Here is a 21769-nt window from a genome sequence, read left to right as displayed (position 1 = left end):
CGTTTTCGTGTTAAAAACTTTTTCGATTTTATGAAGATTGGTAGTGAAATAATGAAAAACTGAGCTTTTTTCAATAAATATATAGAAAAATTATCAAGTCGGAAATAGCGAAACTAAATTTTAACTTATCTTCGTCCGATTTTAAGTTAAAAAAAATGAAGCGAAAAATAACCTTAAAACAAATAGCTAGAGAATTAGATGTGTCTATTTCTACGGTATCAAAAGCCTTAAAAAACAGCAAAGAAATTAGTGCTGATACCATTCAAAAAGTTCAAGCATTTGCTAAGCTTTATAATTATAGGCCTAATAATATCGCTCTCAGTTTAAAGAACAGAAAAACAAATACAATCGGCATCATTATTCCTGAAATAGTCCACCATTTCTTTTCTAAAGTGATCAGAGGTGTAGAGCTAGTAGCGAATAATAGAGGCTATAATGTTATTATTGGTTTGTCCAATGAGTCTTTTTCTAAAGAAGTCATAAATATGGAAATGTTGGCCAATGGAAGTATTGACGGTTTTATTCTCTCCATGTCTAAAGAAACTTTACAACAGCAGGATTACCATCACTATAACGAAACGATGAATCAAGGCATGCCAATTGTAATGTTTGATCGTGTAGTTTCTGAAATTAAATGCGATAAAGTGATTGTGGATGATTTTAATGGTGCCAAAAATGCGGTAGAAAAATTAATTTCTAACCAATGTAAAACTATTGCATTAATTACCACTAAAGATTATGTAAGTGTTGGAAAACTCAGGACACAAGGCTATTTAGAAGCGCTGCAGGCAAACAAGATAACTCCTCAAGCCGAATTAATTCTAAAAATGGACGATACGCTTGATTATGAAGTTCATTTAGAAGCCTTAGAAAGTGAAATAGAACAGCTTTTTAAAGCGCATAAAAACATTGACGGTGTGTTTGCTGTAAATGAATTATACGCATTGTCTGCCATGAAAGTCGCTCGAAAATTGGGATTACATGTGCCTAATGATATTCAGGTTATTGGCTTTACTGATGGTGTACTTTCTAAACATTCAACACCTAGTTTAACAACAGTAAGTCAACATGCGCAGTTGATGGGAGAGCGAGCTGCTGATCTCTTAATTGATAAAATTGAAAAGGAATATGATACTGAAGAAGAACAGTTTCAGACCGTTGTGATTAATACAGAATTAATAGAACGAGAATCCACCAAATAGAAATTTATCATTGTCGTTTTAAAATCTTTTATATCTTTACGGCATAGAAGTGATTTAAATTTTCAAAAAAGTTTAAATCACTTCTTAAAATCAAAACTTATATTTTCACTTCTCACATAAGTTTTGATAAGCTAAGCTTGTCAGAATAGTATTAATATTAACATACTATTTAATGGAAAAGCGTAGATTAAGTTTCTGGCAAATCTGGAACATGAGTTTTGGGTTTCTTGGAATCCAGATGGGTTTTGCCCTTCAAAATGCTAACGCAAGTAGAATACTTCAAATTTTCGGAGCAGACGTTCACGAACTGTCATGGTTTTGGATAATCGCACCTCTAATGGGACTCATAGTACAACCTATTGTTGGACATTATAGCGATAAAACTTGGGGCAAATTAGGAAGAAGAAAACCGTATTTTTTGGTAGGCGCTATTTTAGCGTCCATTGGTTTGGTGCTTATGCCGCAAGCCGATATGTTTATTGCGTTTTTACCAGCACTATGGGTTGGAGCAGGCATGTTAATGATTATGGATGCTTCCTTTAATATTGCCATGGAGCCTTTTCGTGCTTTAGTTGGAGATAATTTAAGAACAGACCAACGAACTGCAGGTTTTAGTATTCAAACGGCATTAATTGGTTTTGGTGCTGTTATTGGTTCATGGTTACCATATGCCCTAACCAATTGGTTTGGTGTTTCAAATGAAACGGTTGCAGGTGTAGTTCCAACTAATTTAATTTTATCCTTTATCATTGGAGCCGTAGTTTTAATTATTTCAATTTTAGTTACTGTAGTCACAACTAAAGAGTATTCACCCGAGGAATTAAATAGTTTTGAGGATGAACATTTAAGTCCAGATATAACCACAAATGATTCTGAAAAGGAATCTAGTTTGCTAGATATTTTTGAAGATTTTAGAAAAATGCCAACAACAATGCGTCAATTAAGTTGGGTACAATTCTTTTCTTGGTTTGGGCTATTTGGCATGTGGGTTTTTGCAACTCCAGCTATCGCGCAACATATCTATGGCTTGCCATATACAGATAGTAGTAGTTCTACTTATCAAGATGCTGGTGACTGGATTGGTATTTTATTTGGAGTTTATAACCTTATTTCTGCGTTTTATGCATTTGCATTACCTTATATAGCCAAGAAAGTTGGAAGAAAACGTACACATGCAATATCTTTAGTTATTGGTGGACTAGGCTTACTTTCAATTTATATGATGCCAGATAAAAATTGGCTTATTGTTTCTATGGTAGGTGTTGGTATTGCTTGGGCAAGTATTTTGGCGATGCCTTATGCTATTTTAGCTGGATCTATTTCACCTAAGAAGATGGGAGTTTACATGGGGATTTTTAATTTCTTCATTGTAATTCCTCAAATAATTAATGCCTTAATCGGTGGGCCTCTTGTTAAATACGCTTATGGAAATCAAGCCATATTTGCCTTAATGATGAGTGGTGTCAGTTTCTTAATAGCGGCAGCATTAGTATCAAAAGTAAAAGATGTTGATGATGTCATTCAAAATTAACTAAATGAACAAAAAAGGATTTATATTCGATCTCGACGGTGTCATCGTAGATACCGCAAAATATCATTTCTTAGCCTGGAAAGAACTCGCTAAAAGTTTAGATATCGAATTTACAGAAGAAGAAAACGAACAATTAAAAGGCGTCAGCCGCGTACGTTCCTTGGAAAAGATACTAGCTTGGGGAAATAAAACCATTTCCGAAGAATTGTTCCAGGATCTTATGGGTAAAAAGAACGAAGAGTATTTAAGTTACATCTCAGAAATGGATGAAAATGAAATACTTCCAGATGTACCAAGAGTATTAAACGTTTTAAAGGAAAAACAGCAACCAATTTCTTTAGGTTCGGCAAGCAAAAACGCAAGAACTATCTTAGAACGTGTGAATCTAAAATCGAGTTTTGATGCTATTGTTGATGGTAATGATGTGAGCAAAGCAAAACCAGATCCTGAAGTGTTTTTGATAGCTGCGAAGCAAATTAATATAAAACCAGAGGATTGTATCGTTTTTGAAGATTCAGTTGCAGGCGTTACTGCTGCAAATACGGCAAATATGATTTCAATAGGCATTGGAAGCAAGTCAGTTTTAGGGCATGCTAAGTATGTTTTCAAAAACTTTACTGAAATCTCAGATGATTTTATAACATCACTAATCGAAAATTAATCAAAAAAAAAATAAAATGTCTCCTAACAGAGGCTTTTAAATAATATTATAATGAACCTAGATTATATCATCCCAAACAACTGGTCTATCATAGAAGAAGGATTCGACCCAGATCAGGTTATGGCATCAGAAAGTATATTCAGCTTAGGTAATGGAGCTATGGGGCAACGTGCCAATTTTGAAGAACACTATTCCGGACCCACTTTTCAAGGCAGTTATATTGCAGGTGTTTACTATCCAGATAAAACCAGAGTTGGTTGGTGGAAAAACGGCTATCCTGAATATTTCGCAAAAGTGCTGAATGCACCAAGCTGGATAGGAATAGATATCAACGTAAACAATGAACAACTCGATTTATTCACATGTAAAAAAGTAGAGAATTTCAAAAGGGAATTGAATATGAAAGAAGGTTGGTTGTTTAGGAAATTTACAATCACACTTCAAAATGATATAGAATTACAAGTTGAAACCAAACGTTTCTTGAGTTTAGGTTTGGATGAAGTTGGTGCCATCGAATATTCTATTACACCTTTAAATTCTGATGCTAACGTTGTCATTACACCTTATATTGATGCTGGTATCACAAATGAAGATTCTAATTGGGATGATACCTTCTGGAATATTTCAAACTTAACCGTTGAGAATAATCAAGCGTTTATTGAGGCACAAACCATGAAAACTAATTTTCATACTTGTACCTTTATGCAATCCGAGTGTTTTGTCAATGATCAAAATATTGGGTTGCAACCTCAAATTGTGAAGACTGACAATAAAATCAGTTGTATTTATAAAGTATCGATTGAACAAAATGAAACATTTACAATCCATAAATTTGGTGGCTATACTGTAGATCGTAATCACAATCAATCTGAATTGGTTGCTGCAGCAAAATCCACATTGAACAAAGCCACAACAGCAGGTTTTTCGAAATTATTAGAAGACCAAAAGCAAGCTTGGGCTCAGATTTGGGATATGGCAGATATTACTATTGAAGGTGATGTAAAAGCGCAACAAGGGATTCGTTTTAATATATTCCATCTTAACCAAACCTATTTGGGTACGGATGCGACCTTAAATATTGGACCAAAAGGATTTACCGGAGAAAAATATGGAGGAAGTACTTATTGGGATACGGAAGCGTATTGTATTCCTTTCTATATGGCGACCAAAGATCAAGAAGTGGCCAGAAATCTTCTAACCTATCGCTATAACCATTTGGAAAAAGCTATTGAAAATGCCGAAAAATTAGGATTTTCAAATGGCGCAGCGTTGTATCCAATGGTAACCATGAATGGCGAAGAATGCCATAACGAATGGGAAATCACTTTTGAAGAAATCCATAGGAATGGTGCCATAGCCTTCGCCATTTATAACTATTTCAGATATACGGGCGACTTTAGCTATATTCCAGAAATGGGATTGGAGGTATTGATAGGCATTTCACGTTTTTGGCATCAAAGAGCGAATTTTTCAGTACAGAAAAATAAGTATGTAATTCTTGGTGTCACAGGACCCAACGAGTACGAAAACAATGTAAACAATAATTGGTACACAAACTATATCGCCAAATGGTGCATTGATTATACTTTGGAAACCATTGAAAAAGTAAAAGAAGGCCATAGTGATGATTATGCCAGAGTCTCGGGCAAAACAAAAATCACACATGAAGAATTAGACCTTTGGAAAAAAGTAGCGGATCATATGTATTTTCCGCATTCCGAAGAACATAATATTTACTTACAACAAGATGGCTTTTTAGATAAAGAATTGATTACAGTTGCGGATTTAGATAAAGCGCAAAGACCTATAAATCAAAAATGGTCTTGGGACAGAATATTACGCTCGCCATATATAAAACAAGCCGATATTCTTCAAGGGTTTTACTTTTTTGAAGATCATTTTTCCACAGAAGAATTAGAACGTCATTTTGAATTTTACGAACCATTTACAGTTCATGAAAGCTCATTGTCACCCTGTGTACATAGTATTCAGGCAGCGAAGTTAGATCGAATGGATCAAGCATATACCTTTTATTTGAGAACATCAAGATTGGATTTAGACGATTATAATCATGAGGTTCATGAAGGGTTACACATTACCTCCATGGCAGGAACATGGATGAGCATCGTTGAAGGCTTTGGAGGAATGCGTGTAAAAAATGACACCTTGTCTTTTGAACCAAAAATCCCTCAGCAATGGGAAGGCTATTCATTTAAAGTGAATTTTAGACACCAGATTATTAAAGTGAGTGTTAGCCAAGATGAAACACGGTTTGAATTGGAAGGCGATAAAGATTTGGAGATTTTTGTTAATGGTAAAGAAACAACTATAAATCCTAATAAAGTTTTAACAGTTTAAGTGATCAAAGTTCTATTGAATTCGCAGAACTTAACAGGTCTATAATGATGAAAATAATTAATTAACTTGAAAATGAATCAGATTATATCCTGTACTTAGTGACGCATTAATTTCAGATCTATCTTGTAGAATATTATCTTAATAAATATAAAAAAACATGAAAGCACTAAAACATATCATAATAGTTGTCTTGTTATTTAATGTGATGTGCAATGTAGTCACTTCACAAGAAACCGTTACTGAAATAAAAAACGATATTCAAAGAATAGAACCACCAAACTGGTGGACGGGTTTCAAAAATCAGAAATTACAATTATTGGTGAAACATCCAAATATTGGCACAGCAAATCCAATAATCAACTATTCAGGCGTTAGCATAGAAAAATTTCATGGAGCAGATAGTCCTAATTATCTGTTTATAAATTTAAAAATTTCAGAGACTGCAAAAGCAGGAAAATTCAATATTAGATTTCAGCTTGAAGATGACTCTGAGTTAATTCAAAGCTACGAGTTAAAATCAAGAAAAATACCAGCTGAGGATTATGTTGGGTTTGATAGTTCAGATGCCATTTATTTGATTACACCAGACCGTTTTGCGAATGCCAATCCTAAAAATGATGAAGTAGATGGACTACTGCAACAAGGTATTGACAGAACAGATGGTTATGCCAGGCATGGAGGAGATATTGAGGGTATTACCGAACATTTAGATTACATAGCAGATTTAGGATTCACCGCAGTTTGGCCATGTCCTGTGTTAATTAACGATATGCCTTCAGGTTCTTATCATGGATATGCAATGACGGATTTTTATAAAGTAGATCCACGATTTGGAACTTTAAATGAGTATCGAAAATTGGCAGATGAACTAAGAGTACGAGATATGAAACTCATCATGGACCAAGTAGCAAATCATTGTGGTTTAGAACATTGGTGGATGAAAGATTTGCCGTTTAAGGATTGGGTAAATTATCAAGATCATTATCTAAAACATATAGATAATTGGAATCGGGAAACCACAAAAATGTCCAATCACAGGCGAACAACCAATCAAGACCCTTACGCTTCCAATAAGGACTACCAAGAAATGGCAGATGGTTGGTTCGTTCCAGGTATGCCAGATCTGAACCAACGTAATCCATATATGGCGAACTATATTATTCAGAATAGTATTTGGTGGATTGAAACATTAGGATTAGGAGGCATCAGACAAGATACTTATCCCTATCCAGACAAAGAATTTATGAGCAATTGGGCAGGAGCGATAATGACTGAATATCCCAACTTTTCGATTGTAGGAGAAGAGTGGAGTTACAATCCATTGTTAATTGGCTATTGGCAAGAAGGACATAAAAATAAAGATGATTATGATTCCAACTTAAAATCGAGTATGGATTTCGCCATGCAAAAAAACATTGTTGACGCGCTTAACGATGAAGAATCTTGGGACAAAGGACTCGTAAAAATATACGAAGGTTTAGCCAATGATTTTGCCTATACCTCGCCAAAAGATATACTGGCATTTTTAGACAATCACGATAAAAGCCGTGTTTACACAGAACTCAAAGGAGATATTGTCAATACCAAAATAGCGCTGGGTTATTTGTTGATGATGCCAAGAATTCCTCAGATTTATTACGGCACTGAAATTTTAATGGACGACTTTGATAATCCAGGGGACCATGGCTTCATTAGAACTGATTTTCCCGGTGGTTGGAAAGGCGATGCAGTTAATGCATTTACTGGAAAAGGACTCTCGGATGACCAGAAAGACATGCAAATCTATTTGAAGAAAGTTTTGAATTATAGAAAATCAAGTGAAGCGATTCACAATGGGAAAACTATACATTTCGCACCAAATGATGGAATTTATGTGTTAGCACGAATCACAGATAATGAAACGGTTGTGTATATTATCAATAAAAATGAAAGTTCGCAAGAATTAGATTTATCGCGATTTGCAGAGTTGGCATTAGAAGGAAAAAAGCTTTATAACATCATTTTAGACGAAATCATAATTTGGGATACGACGATACAATTAGAAAAAAAAGGAAACATGATATTAACGACGAAAACTAAATAATATGAAAAACGCTCGATTATTTTTATGTTGTTGTTTACTCTTTGTTTCTTGCAAAAACGAGTCTAAAACGAATGAAATTAATCGTCTTGAAACACATTTGGTTTTACCAGATGTCAACTTTCAACACTTAAAATCTGCTGAGCTTTTTAAAGGCGAAATTCATCGTATCGATAGTTTCCCTTCAAAATATATAAAACCAAGACCTGTCGATGTTTGGCTGCCCGAAGATTATATTGAAGAAAAGGACTATGCTGTTATTTACATGCATGATGGTCAAATGCTTTTCGATTCTACAGCCACATGGAATAAACAAGAGTGGAAAGTGGATGAATGGGCTTCAAAATTAATGTTCCAAGGAAAGACTAAAAATTTTATAGTTGTAGGTGTTCACAATATACCAGAAATTCGCTGGCAAGATTTATTCCCGCAAAAAGCTCTTGGTTTTATAGACAAATTAACTAAAGATAGCTTAAGGGACATTTCAGGTTCTAAAGATTTTAAATTAAATGGCGATAATTATTTAAAATTTATTGTTAAAGAGTTAAAGCCAAAAATAGATAAAACGTATGCCGTTCATAACGATAAAAAAAATACATTCGTAATGGGTTCGAGTATGGGTGGATTAATGTCTATGTATACCATTTCAGAATACCCCGAAGTTTTTGGTGGTGCAGCATGTTTATCAACCCATTGGCCTGGGGCAATGCCTGTGGAAAACAACCCCTATCCTAAAGCCATTTTCAAATATATGGAAGCGAATTTGCCAAAAGCTGGTTCACACAGAATTTATTTCGATTATGGCAATCAAACCTTAGATCAACACTATCCGCAGTATGCACCTATAGTTGACGATATTTTAAAGGCAAAGTACTATACAGAATTAGATTCTAGAAATTTGTTTTTTAAAGGTACAGACCATTCTGAAAATTCTTGGAACGAAAGACTGAATATACCAATAGAGTTTTTATTAGGAAAAAAAGCCAATAACGATAATTGACCTGAAGTAGGGTTGTAATATCCTTAAAGGGTTCAAAAAAATTAAGAATGAAAAACATAAATTTATTTATAGTAGCCTTCTTTTCATTTGCGTTTTTATCAGCTCAAAACACCAATAGAGTTTTTAAAAGTGCCGTTAAACAAGGCTTAGATTTAAAAATTGAAGTTAATGATGGCTACTATATCATAAAGCCTTATTCTTCAAAAATTATAGAAACCACTTTTGTACCTAAAGGCGAGTATTTAAAATCACAATCCCATGCTGTAGTAGCGAAACCTTATGGCTCTTATTTTGAAATGGCAGACAATGGCGATGTGGTCATCTTAAAAACAAAAGGTCTACATGTTAACATTAAAAAAAGCCCATTTCAGATTTCATACTATTATAAGGACGATTTTATCATTTCAGAAAAAGAAGGTTACGCTAAAAATGACAGTCTGGAAACCATTCAATTCAACCTTAATAAAGATGAAACGTTATATGGCGGAGGCGCAAGAGCTTTGGGCATGAATCGTCGAGGAAATCGTCTACAACTCTACAATCGCGCACATTATGGTTATGAAACTCATAGTGAATTGATGAATTATACCATGCCAATCGTAGTATCATCAAAACAATATATGCTACATTTTGACAACGCACCTATTGGCTTCTTAGACTTAGACAGTAAAGGCGATAACACGTTGATATATGAAACAATTTCAGGCAGAAAAACCTATCAAGTTATCGTTGGAGACTCTTGGATGGATATGATTGATAATTACACAGATTTAACAGGAAAGCAACCTATGCTACCGCGTTGGGCTCTGGGTAATTTTTCGAGCCGTTTTGGTTATCATTCGCAGGAAGAAGTTGAAATGACCATTGAAAAATTTAAAGACGAAAAAATTCCTGTCGATGCTATTATTCTCGATTTATATTGGTTCGGAAAAGAACTAAAAGGTACGATGGGGAATTTAGAAGTTTTTAGAGATTCTTTTCCAGATTTTGAAGGCATGGTAAAACGCCTCAATGATAAAGGTGTAAAAACCATCACCATTACAGAACCTTTTATATTAACGACCTCAAAAAAATGGGATGAAGCTGAATTTATGAAAGCTTTAGCGAAAGATTCAATCGGAAAACCAGCTACTTATGATTTTTATTTTGGCAATACTGGAATTATAGATTTTTATAATTCTAGTGGAGAATATTGGTTTAAAAGTATATATAAAGATTTAATCAAAAAAGGAGTTGCAGGAATTTGGGGCGATTTAGGTGAGCCAGAAGTTTTACCGTCTTGGGTTAACTTTACAAAAGGTTCAGCAGACGAAATTCATAATATTTATGGACACGATTGGGCGAAATTAGTTTACGAAGCAAGTAAAGAAGAACAACCAAACACAAGACCATTCATTCTAATGCGCGCAGGTTATTCAGGTTCGCAAAGATACGGCATGGTGCCTTGGTCTGGAGACGTCAACAGAACTTGGGGAGGCTTACAGTCCCAACCCGAAATCGCGCTGCAAATGGGAATGCAAGGTTTGGCCTATATGCATAGCGATTTAGGTGGTTTCGCAGGCGATAATTTAGATGACGAACTCTATGTGCGCTGGTTACAATATGGTGTATTTAACCCAATTTTTAGACCACATGCACAAGAAGATGTACCAAGCGAACCCATTTTTAGAAGTGAAAAAGCAAAAGCATTGGCAAAAGAAGCGATCGAATTACGTTACAAGCTATTACCGTATAATTACAATTTGGTGTATGAAAACAGCCAATTAGGAAAGCCACTAATGCGACCTTTGTTTTTTGAAGAGCCAAATAATGAAGACTTATTTGACTATTCCAAGACCTATTTGTGGGGAAATGATATTTTGGTATCACCAGTTTTAGAAGAGGAAATCACAGAACAAGAGGTTTACTTCCCAAAGGATAATATTTGGTTCGATTTTTATACAGATGAAAAGATAAACGGAGGACAAACCAAAACAGTAGAATTAAAAGAAAATTCAATACCAACATACATAAGAGCTGGAGCTTTTATTCCAAACGCAAAAGTGTTTCAAACTACTGAAGCATATGAAGATACTGTTTATAAAATAGATTACTATCACGATGCATCTGTACTATCGAGTAGCCGACAAATTTATTCGGATGACGGTAAATCAGCAAATGCGATGGCGGACGAACATTTTGAAATTTTGAATTTCGAAATGAATTCGAAAGGTAATGTGTTAGAATTTGAAATATCCGATGACATAGGAAAGAATTTTAATCCAAAATCACGTACTTTCTATCTAACCATTCATGGATTGGAAAAGAAACCAAAACGAATTACGGTAGGCAAATACTCAGCATTCGATTGGTCAGAAACTTCAAAAACTGCAACAATTCCTATTGAAAAGAAATCTGGGGAAACGACCTTGATTACTGTTAAACTCAAAAGATAATCCAAATGAAAACCATTAAAAATAGCTTTATACTATTAGTTCTATTAAGTTTTTTAGGATGTAAGAACGAAACTCAAAAAACGGTCACCGAAGATGGTCCAAGTGACAATGAAATAAAAGAAAATATGAAGAAAAAAGAAGTGGTCTATCAAGTTTTTACACGCTTGTTCGGAAATACAAACACGACCAATAAACCGTGGGGAACACTCGAAGAAAATGGCGTCGGAAAATTTAATGATTTTACAGAAAAAGCCTTACAAGAAATTAAAGACTTGGGCGTAACCCACATTTGGTACACTGGAGTTCCGCATCATGATGTCATTACGGATTACACTGAATTCGGTATTTCAAACGACGATCCGGATATTGTAAAAGGTCGCGCTGGATCACCTTATGCGGTAAAGGATTATTACAACGTAAATCCAGATTTAGCTGTAAATGTTGAAAACAGACTGGAAGAATTCGAAGCTTTAATTGAGCGTTCTCACAATGCAGGATTAAAAGTCATAATAGATATCGTTCCCAATCATGTAGCCAGAAATTATCAAAGCCTCACTAATCCCGAAGGCACATCTGATTTTGGGGCCGAAGATGATAAAACAAAAACATACGATGTAAACAACAACTTCTATTACAATCCAGGCGAAGCCTTTAAAGTGCCAGAATGGAAAAACGGTTACCAACCTTTAGGTGGCGAAAACCATCCAATGGCAGATAGTAAGTTTGAAGAAATACCTGCAAAGTGGACAGGTAATGGTTCAAGAGCATCGCAACCCGACATCAATGATTGGTACGAAACCGTAAAAGTAAATTACGGCATAAGTCCTGATGGGAGAAAAGATTTTGATGAATTGCCTAACGGATTTGAGAACGAAGATTACAAAAGTCATTTCGAGTTTTGGAAGGGTAAGACCGTTCCAAGTTCATGGATAAAATTCAAGGACATCGCTTTATATTGGACAGCAAAAGGAGTCGATGGCTTCCGCTATGATATGGCAGAAATGGTACCTGTTGAGTTTTGGAGTTATATGAATTCCCATATAAAAATGAAAAATCCGGATGCATTTTTATTGGCTGAGGTTTATAATCCTAGTTTATACCGAGATTACATCCGAAGGGGAAAAATGGATTATTTATACGATAAAGTTCAGTTATATGATACCTTAAAACATGTGATGCAAGGTCATGGAAGTACAGATAACATTCCGCCAATTTTAGATGATTTAAGCGATATTGAACATCATATGCTACACTTTTTAGAAAATCATGATGAACAGCGCATTGCTAGTCCAGATTTTGCAGGAAGCGCAGAAAAAGGAAAACCGGCAATGGTCGTTTCGGCGACATCATCTACTGCACCAACAATGATTTATTTCGGTCAGGAATTTGGAGAGCCAGGCGCAGAGGATTTAGGTTTTGGCGATCCGACCAGAACGTCGATTTTCGATTATGGTTCCGTGCCAAGTTATGTGCGTTGGGTAAACGATAAAAAGTTTGATGGCGGACAATCCACGAAAGAAGAAGACAAGCTTCGAGATTTTTACAAACGTTTGTTGAATTTTACAATTAACAGTTCAGCATTAATGGGCGACTATCAAGATATTCAACATTACAATCATCAAAATACAGAATGGTATAATGATAAAGTTTTGTCGTTTGTGCGTTGGAGCGATGATGAAAAACTAATCATCATTTCAAATTTTAATGCAGATAATGCCTATGGTTTTGAGTTGCAATTACCAGAAGATTTAGTTCAGAAATTAGAACTTCAAAATGGAGAATACGCAGTAAAAGATCAATTGTATAATAAATATACATCGACCTTAAAGGTTGAAAACGGAAAAGCACGAGTGAGAATTGATATTCAACCTTTGGAATCTTTTATTCTAAATATTGAAGAATAAAGTTGAATTGTTCAAGTCCTTGCAGGTTTCCAAAACCTTGCAGGTCTAAAATGATTAAAGCATTAAATAGCTCTTATGAAAAACCTGATAATATTAGTTTTTGCTGTGTCAAGCATTCTTGCCTGCACAAATGATAAGGGCGTATCTATAAACGCTAACGAAACAATGGAACCAAAACTTGACCCTTTTCCAGAACCTTATGTGAAACTTTCACATCCAGAATGGAGTAAAAACGCTTCGATTTACCAAATAAATACACGTCAGTTTTCAGAAGAAGGGACATTTAAAGGAGCACAAACACAACTGCCACGTCTCAAAGAATTAGGTGTAGATATTATTTGGTTAATGCCAATCCATGCCATTGGGAAAAAAAACAGAAAAGGTAGTTTAGGAAGTCCGTATTCTGTAAAGGATTATTACAGTGTCAATCCAGAATTTGGAACACTTCAAGATTTAAAAGACTTTGTAAATGCAGCCCATGACCAAGACATGTATGTGATTTTAGATTGGGTGGCCAATCACACAGCGTGGGACAATGTTTTGGTCGAGGAGCATCCAGATTGGTATGATAGGGATTACAAAGGCGATTTTCGTCCGACACCATGGTGGGATTGGTCCGATATTATCGATTTGGATTACCGCAAACCTGAAGTTAGACAATACATGACCGAAACGCTTAAGTATTGGGTCGAAGAAGCCGATATTGATGGTTACCGATGTGACGTTGCAGGTTTTGTTCCAATGGAATTTTGGAATAACGTGCGAAAGGAATTAGATGCTATAAAACCTGTTTTTATGCTAGCCGAATGGGAATCTAGAGACCTTCACGCCAAAGCCTTTGATATGACTTATGCTTGGAGCTGGAACGAAGCGGTTCATAAAATATGCCAAGGTCAAGCAGATGTAAATGCGTTATATATTTATTATTCATGGAATGAGAGCGCATTTCCAGATAATAGTATGCGCATGACTTTTGTAAGCAATCATGATAAAAACGCATGGGAAGGCACCATGTACGAACAATTTGGTGAAGGTTTGGAAGCAGCAATTGTATTATCTGTTATTGGAGAAGGTATGCCATTAATTTATAATGGACAAGAAGCGGGTAATTCCAAACGACTTGAGTTTTTTGAAAAAGACCCGATCCAATGGAAGGATCATGTTATTGGAGATTTGTACAAAAAACTATTCGCGCTAATGAAAGAAAATACAGCACTATGGCATGCCAAATGGGGAAGCCGAATGATAAAGGTGCCAAACAATCATGAAAGCGACGTGTTAAGTTTTGTGCGCCAAAACGAAAATGATAAGGTATTTGCAGTGTTTAATTTTTCAGATAATCCTAAATCCGTCGAATTTAAAGAGGAACTTTATCATGGAACTTTCAAGGAGTTTAATGCTAAAGAAACTGTAATGTTAAACACAAATACCGTTTTGGAATTAGCACCTTGGAGCTATAAAGTTTATATAAAATGAGTTCAATAAAAAAGACAATCATAAGATGAAAAAATCTCTTGTATTAATAGTGTTAACACTAATCATGATAAGTTGCAAGTCAAATAAAGAAGAAGCTAAAGAAGTCGATTCAGTAAAGTCCGAAACAATCGAAACACCATTCGTTTGGGAAGGTGCCAATCTCTATTTCTTATTAACGGATAGATTCAAAAACGGAGATACTTCTAACGATGTTAATTTCGGTAGAACCAAAGAAACCGCAAAATTAAGAGGTTTTAAAGGAGGCGACATTAAAGGGATAACCCAAAAAGTAAAAGAAGGTTATTTTACAGATTTAGGAATTAACGCCATTTGGATGACACCAATCGTTGAGCAAATTCATGGCGGAACCGATGAAGGCACAGGAGAGACTTATGGTTTTCATGGCTATTGGGCAAAAGATTGGACAGCTATTGATCCTAATTTTGGCACAAAGGAAGATTTGCATGAGTTAGTAAAAGAAGCACATGCGAGAGGTATCAGAATTGTATTGGATGCTGTCATTAATCATACAGGTCCAGTTACGGAAAAAGATCCAGTTTGGCCAGAGGCGTGGGTAAGAACCGAGCCACAATGTACCTACGATAATTACGAGAATACGATAAGTTGTACATTGGTTGCCAACTTACCAGATATTAGAACCGATAGCAATACCAACACCGAGTTGCCTCCACAATTGGTAGAAAAATGGGAAGCGGAAGGACGATACGAGCAAGAAATTAAAGAACTTGATGAATTTTTTGAGCGAACAGGTCATCCAAGAGCACCTCGTTTTTATATCATGAAATGGTTAACAGATTACATTACCGAATTCGGAGTCGATGGTTACAGGGTCGATACCGTAAAACATGTTGAAGAATATGTTTGGCAAGAATTCAAAAAAGAAGCGGATTATGCATTTTCGGAATATAAAAAGAACAATCCTGAAAAAGTTTTAGATGATAATAATTTTTACCTCGTTGGTGAAGTCTATAATTATGGCGTAAGCACAGGACAGGAATTCGATTTTGGAGATAAAAAAGTGAACTATTTTGATCCACCAAGTTTTCAAAGTTTGATAAATTTTGAATTCAAATACAATTCAAAAGATAAAGATTATGAAAACCTATTTAAACATTATGATTCCATTTTACATGATGAATTAAAAGGGTTCGGAACATTAAATTATTTAAGTTCCCATGATGATGGTAACCCTTTCGATTCTCTAAGAAAAAAACCTTTTGAAACGGCAAATAAATTATTGTTATCGCCCGGAACATCTCAAATTTACTATGGAGATGAGTCCGCAAGAACGCTCGCTGTTCCAAATACAGAAGGCGATGCTAAGTTGCGTTCAATGATGAATTGGGATTCTATTGCAAAACGTCCAAGAACTAAAGAAGTCTTAACACATTGGCAAAAATTAGGAAAATTTAGAGCGAAGCATCCTGGTATTGGAGCGGGAACGCATCAAATGATTACGAAATCACCATATTATTTTTATAGAAGTTATCAAAAAGGAGACTTTAAAGATTTAGTGGTTGTTGGATTAGAATTGAAGAAAGGAGAAAAAGTGATTGATGTTTCTAAAGTTTTTGTAGATGGCGATATCTTACATGACGCCTATTCAGGGCAATCATCGGAAGTTGAAAATGGAAAAATCACGATAACATCACCATTTGATGTGGTTTTATTAGAGAAGAAATAAATTATAAACACCCCTAAAGTCCCCTCAAGGGGACAATCCACTCAGTTGACTAGGACTATTGTCCCCTTGAGGGGACTTTAGGGGTGTAATAAAAGCATACCTAATAGGTTTTCAAAACCTTACAGGTCTTAAAATATTAAATTATGAAAACACATTTATTAAGTTTCGGAATCATATTAACGATATTCTCATGCAATACAAGTGAAAAACAAACCACAGAAATCACATCGCCAAACGAAAAGATGACCGTGAATTTCAATGTAAATAAGGAAGGACAACCATTTTACCTAGTTAAATTCAACAATAAAACAGTTGTAGATACCTCTTATTTAGGTTTTGAATTTAAAAATACTCCAGCCTTCAATAAAAATTTCAAAATTAAAAATACAAGCACTTCGACGTTAAATGAAACATGGCAAATGCCTTGGGGAGAACAATTGGATGTCGTAAACAATTATAATGAGTTAAAAATTGAACTTCAGGAAAAAACAAGTCCTGAACGACTTTTAAATATCGTATTTAAGGTTTATGACGATGGTATCGGTTTCCGGTACGAATTCCCAGAACAAGAGAATTTAAAAGACGATATTTTCATCACAGAAGAACATACCGAATTCAACTTAACAGCGGATTACAAAACCTTTTGGATTCCTGGAGATTGGGATATTTATGAACACTTGTACAACACCACAAATCTTTCGGAAATTGATGCTTTACAATTTGCCAATCACAAGAATTTAGCTCAAACTTATATTCCAGAAAATGCTGTAAACACACCAGTCACTATGGTTGGTAAAGATGGCACGCATTTAAGTTTTCACGAAGCCGCTTTAATTGATTATTCAGGTATGACCTTAAAAGTGGACACCAATCATTTGAATTTAAAAAGTAATTTGGTAGGTTCAGAAAACACAGATTATAAGGTAAAGAAAACAGTGCCTTTTAATACACCTTGGCGAACCATTCAAATTACGGATAATGCACCAGATTTAATTGAATCCAAACTCATCGTGAATCTTAACGAACCAAATAAATTAGGCGATGTGTCTTGGTTTAAACCTATGAAATATACTGGTGTGTGGTGGGAAATGCACTTGGGAAAATCCTCATGGGATTACGGAATGACACAAGATATGAGTACGTGGACCGATGGTGGGAAATCGCATGGCAAACATGGTGCTACTACTGAAAACGTAAAGAATTTCATTGATTTTTCAGCAAAGAATAATATTGGAGGTGTTTTAGTTGAAGGCTGGAATACAGGCTGGGAACATTGGATTGGTTTTGAGGACAGAGAAGGGGTTTTCGATTTCGTAACACCGTATCCAGATTATGATATTGACGAGGTGGTACGATATGGAAAAGAAAAAGGAGTTGACATCATTATGCACCATGAAACCTCTGCGGCAACCGAAACTTACGAAAAGCAACAAGATACAGCCTATGCTTTAATGCAGAAATACGGAATGCATGCTGTAAAATCAGGTTATGTCGGTAAAATTTTACCAAAAGGTGAATATCATCATGGACAATATATGGTGAATCACTATAACAACGCAGCCATAAAAGCAGCAAAATATGAAGTAGCGGTTAATGCTCACGAACCGATTAAGGCAACTGGGTTACGCAGAACCTATCCAAATATAATTTCGAGGGAAGGTTTACGTGGACAAGAGTTTAATGCGTGGGCGAGTGATGGTGGCAATCCACCAGAGCATTTACCAATTGTGGCTTTTACAAGAATGTTATCTGGACCTATTGATTATACACCTGGTATTTTCAACATAAAATTTGATGAGTATAAAAAAGACAATCAAGTCAACACAACCATTGCTCAGCAATTGGCTTTGTATGTGGTCATTTACAGTCCTGTACAAATGGCAGCCGATTTGGTGGAGCATTATGAAGCTAATCCAGAACCTTTTCAGTTCATCAAGGATGTTAGCGTAGATTGGGAAAAAACTGTAGTTTTGAATGGTGAAGTGGGTGATTTTGTGACCATTGCCAGAAAAGAGCGTCAAACTGGTTATTGGTTTGTTGGTGGAATAACCGATGAAAACTCGAGAAGTATGGAGTTAACATTCGATTTTTTAGAGGAGAACCAAAACTACGAAGCCATACTCTATAAAGATGGAGAAAAGGCACATTGGGACAATAATCCTTTGGATATCAACATTGAAAAGATGGAACTTAATGAGGAATCAAAATTAAGTGTAAAGTTAGCTGAAGGTGGAGGTTTTGCCATTAGCCTTATGAAGAAACAATAATAAAATTGATAACGCCTTATGAAAAACATAATTACAATACTTGTTTTGGTGCTGTGCTTCAATGGCGCGTTTGCTCAAGTAGGAGTCGGCACTACAGATCCTAAAAGTACATTAGATATTAATGGGAATTTATCGCTTAAGGTTGTGAGTTTAAATGGTGGACCTGGTGGTTCTGCTACTCCTATAGACGATGGTGTTTATATAAACTTATCTCCAACTCCCTTTAATGTTGAGTTTATTCTGCCTGATGCCACAACAGTTCCTGGAAGAATATATATTCTAAGGAATATATCAGATTCAGAAAACGCACTAATATATACATTCGGAGCAAATGCCACTGCTGGAGCAGGAGTTGAATTTTTTCGAGGAGATGGAAGAAATAGTCAAGGACCACTTGGTTCTGTAACAATGGCGCCAGATATTGGAAATGATGGTGGAGACATTACTAAAACATTAATCTTTATTAGTGATGGCTCCAACTGGACTTATGGACATTTGGGACTTTAGTTTATTTTAATAGACGGATAATATTGCTTTCTTTTTTCATTTAATAAAATTGATGTTTTTAAAATGTTCCTATTATAAGTGTTTAACGTCAAGAGTATCCTTTAATAATTGATAAAACCAATGTAAGATAGTAGAGCTAAAAGCGACTAGTTCAATTATACGTATCTTAGTATACTAAACCAACCACAGTTTTGGACATAAACGAGCACATAGAAACACCCTTTGAGATTAAAATTAGTTTCAATAAAATATTAAATCAGTATGAAAATTTGATTGCTGCTGATAATGATTTTATTGCGGCTAATGCACGACGTGTTTTGAAAATAGCAGAAGAGAATCCCATTTTAAGAGATGGTTTTAGTGATTTTTCATTATTAAAAACCTACGAAAAAGAAATAGAGGGATTGCTTCAAGATGCTTTCAGTCCTTTGTTGACTAAAAACGAGATTAAAACAGCGACTATTCCGTTTCATAATTTTACGTTTAACCGATCAGAACGTTTTAAAAATATATTAAAGACAGCAGGTGATGATTTTGAACTACAAATATTGAATATGCCTGCAGACGAGAAATATATTTTTGTCTGTGCTGTGATTTTAAACTTTTGCTACGGTTACAATATCAATTTCAAGCGTCCTTTTTTCTACGAAATACCAGATGCCAATGGCGTAATGCGCTATTATAAAATGCTGTACAATGCAGATTTTATTGAAATAATTCCAAAAGAAAATGCGCCAAAAATAACAAAATCAGATTTTGACGAACTATTGGATAATTTTGAAAATATAGAATTATGGAAGGAAAAATTTCCGCCAAATAGTTACGTTTTTAAAGGCTTTGTAATTTCAAATCTTTTTGATATTACGGACGACCAGTCCATATCTAATATAAAAACAAGTTTAATAGGCGATGACAAGCGAAAAAGTAAAAGCTTTATGGAAAACTTCCATGAAATATTTCGTTCGCTGTTAGGCTTAAAGGATATTCATGTTGGTTTTTCTACATACAATAAGGATGAAGATTCCTTTGAGCGCGTTTATGGTTCAGGTATGAGAAGTTTTTTATTAAATGATTTAGAAACTTCTCACTGCTCGGATACTTTGTGCAATTGGTCTTACAATCGCTTACTAAACGAAAAAAAATATTTTTCTATTTCAGATGTCAAAAAGCAATTTGAACATCCAGATAGAAATGCACCACACATAAAAATTCTGAACCAACAAGGTATCCAAAGTGCTATTTTTGCGCCAATTGCAAACGATGAAGGTTTAATGGGTATACTCGAAATTGTATCAGAAAAGCCAAAAGTTTTAAACAGTATCAATGCGAATAAATTAGCAGATGTTATGCCTTTTATTGTTTCTGCGGTCGAACGGTCAAAGAAGGAAGAAGAGAATTTAATCGAAGCTATTATTCAAAAAGAATGCACGTCCATTCATAAGAGTGTACATTGGAAATTCGTTCAAGAAGCAAGACATTACATCAAAGAGCAGCTTGAAAATAATGAAACACCAACCTTCAAAAAAATAGCGTTTGATGATGTTTATCCTTTATTTGGCCAATTAGATGTGAAAGGCTCATCTGATGCCAGAAATTTGGCAACTCAAAAGGATTTACAATTGCAACTTGGTTATGCCGAAAAAATCTTGAATAAAACACTGGATGAGAAAAGTCTGCCCATTTACGAACAGATAAAATTCCAAATTTCAGAATATAGTTCAGCTTTAAAAGACCATTTTAAAGTTGATAGTGAGCATGCGATAACTGTATTTTTAACCAAAGAAGTTTTACCAGTATTTCAACTTATCGCTGATACACAACCACTTGTTAAAAAAGAAATAGAGGATTATATTAGTAAGTTGGATAAAGAATTGGGAGTCGTTTATTTTTACAGAAGACATTATGATGAAACCGTGAAGTTGATAAACAACAATATGTCTTCTTTATTGGATGAAAAGCAGCTTGAAGCGCAGAAAATGTACCCTCATTTTTTTGAGCGATTTAAAACCGACGGCGTAGAACACAATATGTATATAGGAGAGTCTATAACCAAGGATGATAGTTTCAATGTGATCTACTTATACAATTTAAGGTTGTGGCAACTTCAGGTGATGTGCGAGATGGAGAACGAATATTATCAAAACCGACACGACTATCCCGTTTCTTTAGATGTAGCTTCCATGATTTTAGTTTTTAATCAGCCTTTATCCATCCGATTTAGAATGGATGAAAAACGTTTTGATGTTGATGGAACCTACAACGCACGTTACGAAGTGGTAAAAAAACGTGTCGATAAAGCGTACATTAAAGGTACTGAAGAACGTATTACTCAAAAAGGAAAACTAACTATAGTATATTCTCAAAAAGAAGACGAAGAAGAATATGAAAGATATATTAAGTTTCTGCAGTCCAAAAAAGTTTTAGATAATGATTTAGAATATCTTGAACTTGAAGATTTACAGGCTATTACAGGCTTAAAGGCCTTGCGAATAAGTATACTCTATCATAATGATAAGGATGATAAAACATTCTATACTTACAATGATTTAATGGAGACGATAAAGGCTTAAAAAGCTTTCGTAATACTGCCTATAGACTTGATAAAAAATGTCAACACATCGTCTATGCGACCTGTTTTTCTAT

The 21769-nt window shown here is 35.0% G+C and carries 13 protein-coding genes; all 13 read left to right on the top strand.

The features are described from left to right. Positions 1 to 155 precede the first annotated feature (155 nt). The 13 genes from HM990_RS17005 to HM990_RS16945 all read left to right on the top strand — a co-directional run bounded on the left by HM990_RS17005 (position 156) and on the right by HM990_RS16945 (position 21696). Entirely contained in the window at positions 156 to 1202 is a 1047-nt protein-coding gene (locus tag HM990_RS17005; RefSeq protein ID WP_178990677.1) for a LacI family DNA-binding transcriptional regulator, read from the top strand. 172 nt (positions 1203 to 1374) lie between these two features. Then, positions 1375 to 2733, top strand: coding sequence for an MFS transporter (locus tag HM990_RS17000; protein WP_178990675.1), 1359 nt, complete (start codon positions 1375 to 1377; stop codon positions 2731 to 2733). A gap of 4 nt (positions 2734 to 2737) precedes the next feature. Further along, entirely contained in the window at positions 2738 to 3394 is a 657-nt protein-coding gene (gene pgmB / locus HM990_RS16995) for a beta-phosphoglucomutase (protein ID WP_178990673.1), read from the top strand. A 51-nt stretch (positions 3395 to 3445) separates the two neighbouring features. Next, a complete protein-coding gene (locus HM990_RS16990) occupies positions 3446 to 5752 on the top strand; it encodes a glycoside hydrolase family 65 protein (RefSeq protein ID WP_178990671.1) in 2307 nt (768 codons plus the stop codon). A 157-nt stretch (positions 5753 to 5909) separates the two neighbouring features. After that, complete coding sequence (locus HM990_RS16985; protein ID WP_178990669.1) at positions 5910 to 7835, top strand: glycoside hydrolase family 13 protein; 1926 nt, start codon at positions 5910 to 5912, stop codon at positions 7833 to 7835. Between the two features lies 1 nt (position 7836). Next, positions 7837 to 8832: an alpha/beta hydrolase gene (locus tag HM990_RS16980; RefSeq protein ID WP_178990667.1), complete on the top strand. Its 996-nt coding sequence runs from the start codon at positions 7837 to 7839 to the stop codon at positions 8830 to 8832. A 47-nt stretch (positions 8833 to 8879) separates the two neighbouring features. Beyond that, positions 8880 to 11267 carry a TIM-barrel domain-containing protein gene (locus HM990_RS16975; RefSeq protein WP_178990665.1) on the top strand — a complete coding sequence of 796 codons (2388 nt, stop codon included), beginning with the start codon at positions 8880 to 8882 and terminating at the stop codon, positions 11265 to 11267. A gap of 5 nt (positions 11268 to 11272) precedes the next feature. Next, positions 11273 to 13171 (top strand): alpha-amylase family protein, encoded by a 1899-nt coding sequence (locus HM990_RS16970; protein WP_178990663.1) that lies wholly within the window; start codon positions 11273 to 11275, stop codon positions 13169 to 13171. A gap of 75 nt (positions 13172 to 13246) precedes the next feature. After that, entirely contained in the window at positions 13247 to 14647 is a 1401-nt protein-coding gene (locus HM990_RS16965; RefSeq protein WP_178990661.1) for an alpha-amylase family glycosyl hydrolase, read from the top strand. Between the two features lie 25 nt (positions 14648 to 14672). Beyond that, on the top strand, positions 14673 to 16352 hold the full coding sequence (locus tag HM990_RS16960; protein ID WP_178990659.1) for an alpha-amylase family glycosyl hydrolase: 1680 nt from the start codon (positions 14673 to 14675) through the stop codon (positions 16350 to 16352). Positions 16353 to 16495: 143 nt separating this feature from the next. Then, complete coding sequence (locus tag HM990_RS16955; protein ID WP_178990658.1) at positions 16496 to 18619, top strand: glycoside hydrolase family 97 protein; 2124 nt, start codon at positions 16496 to 16498, stop codon at positions 18617 to 18619. Positions 18620 to 18637: 18 nt separating this feature from the next. After that, positions 18638 to 19126 carry a hypothetical protein gene (locus tag HM990_RS16950; protein ID WP_178990656.1) on the top strand — a complete coding sequence of 163 codons (489 nt, stop codon included), beginning with the start codon at positions 18638 to 18640 and terminating at the stop codon, positions 19124 to 19126. A gap of 191 nt (positions 19127 to 19317) precedes the next feature. Next, positions 19318 to 21696: a GAF domain-containing protein gene (locus HM990_RS16945; protein ID WP_178990654.1), complete on the top strand. Its 2379-nt coding sequence runs from the start codon at positions 19318 to 19320 to the stop codon at positions 21694 to 21696. Positions 21697 to 21769: the final 73 nt, after the last annotated feature.

The organism is Winogradskyella schleiferi, from assembly GCF_013394655.1.
Classification (GTDB): domain Bacteria; phylum Bacteroidota; class Bacteroidia; order Flavobacteriales; family Flavobacteriaceae; genus Winogradskyella; species Winogradskyella schleiferi.
This window is presented reverse-complemented; position numbering and strand designations above follow the sequence as displayed.

What these genes read in the sequence shown, in the direction of transcription:
- HM990_RS17005 (WP_178990677.1), top strand. Translation starts at nt 156, where the DNA reads ATGAAGCGAAAAATAACCTTAAAACAAATAGCTAGAGAATTAGATGTG.
- HM990_RS17000 (WP_178990675.1), top strand. Translation starts at nt 1,375, where the DNA reads ATGGAAAAGCGTAGATTAAGTTTCTGGCAAATCTGGAACATGAGTTTT.
- pgmB (WP_178990673.1), top strand. Translation starts at nt 2,738, where the DNA reads ATGAACAAAAAAGGATTTATATTCGATCTCGACGGTGTCATCGTAGAT.
- HM990_RS16990 (WP_178990671.1), top strand. Translation starts at nt 3,446, where the DNA reads ATGAACCTAGATTATATCATCCCAAACAACTGGTCTATCATAGAAGAA.
- HM990_RS16985 (WP_178990669.1), top strand. Translation starts at nt 5,910, where the DNA reads ATGAAAGCACTAAAACATATCATAATAGTTGTCTTGTTATTTAATGTG.
- HM990_RS16980 (WP_178990667.1), top strand. Translation starts at nt 7,837, where the DNA reads ATGAAAAACGCTCGATTATTTTTATGTTGTTGTTTACTCTTTGTTTCT.
- HM990_RS16975 (WP_178990665.1), top strand. Translation starts at nt 8,880, where the DNA reads ATGAAAAACATAAATTTATTTATAGTAGCCTTCTTTTCATTTGCGTTT.
- HM990_RS16970 (WP_178990663.1), top strand. Translation starts at nt 11,273, where the DNA reads ATGAAAACCATTAAAAATAGCTTTATACTATTAGTTCTATTAAGTTTT.
- HM990_RS16965 (WP_178990661.1), top strand. Translation starts at nt 13,247, where the DNA reads ATGAAAAACCTGATAATATTAGTTTTTGCTGTGTCAAGCATTCTTGCC.
- HM990_RS16960 (WP_178990659.1), top strand. Translation starts at nt 14,673, where the DNA reads ATGAAAAAATCTCTTGTATTAATAGTGTTAACACTAATCATGATAAGT.
- HM990_RS16955 (WP_178990658.1), top strand. Translation starts at nt 16,496, where the DNA reads ATGAAAACACATTTATTAAGTTTCGGAATCATATTAACGATATTCTCA.
- HM990_RS16950 (WP_178990656.1), top strand. Translation starts at nt 18,638, where the DNA reads ATGAAAAACATAATTACAATACTTGTTTTGGTGCTGTGCTTCAATGGC.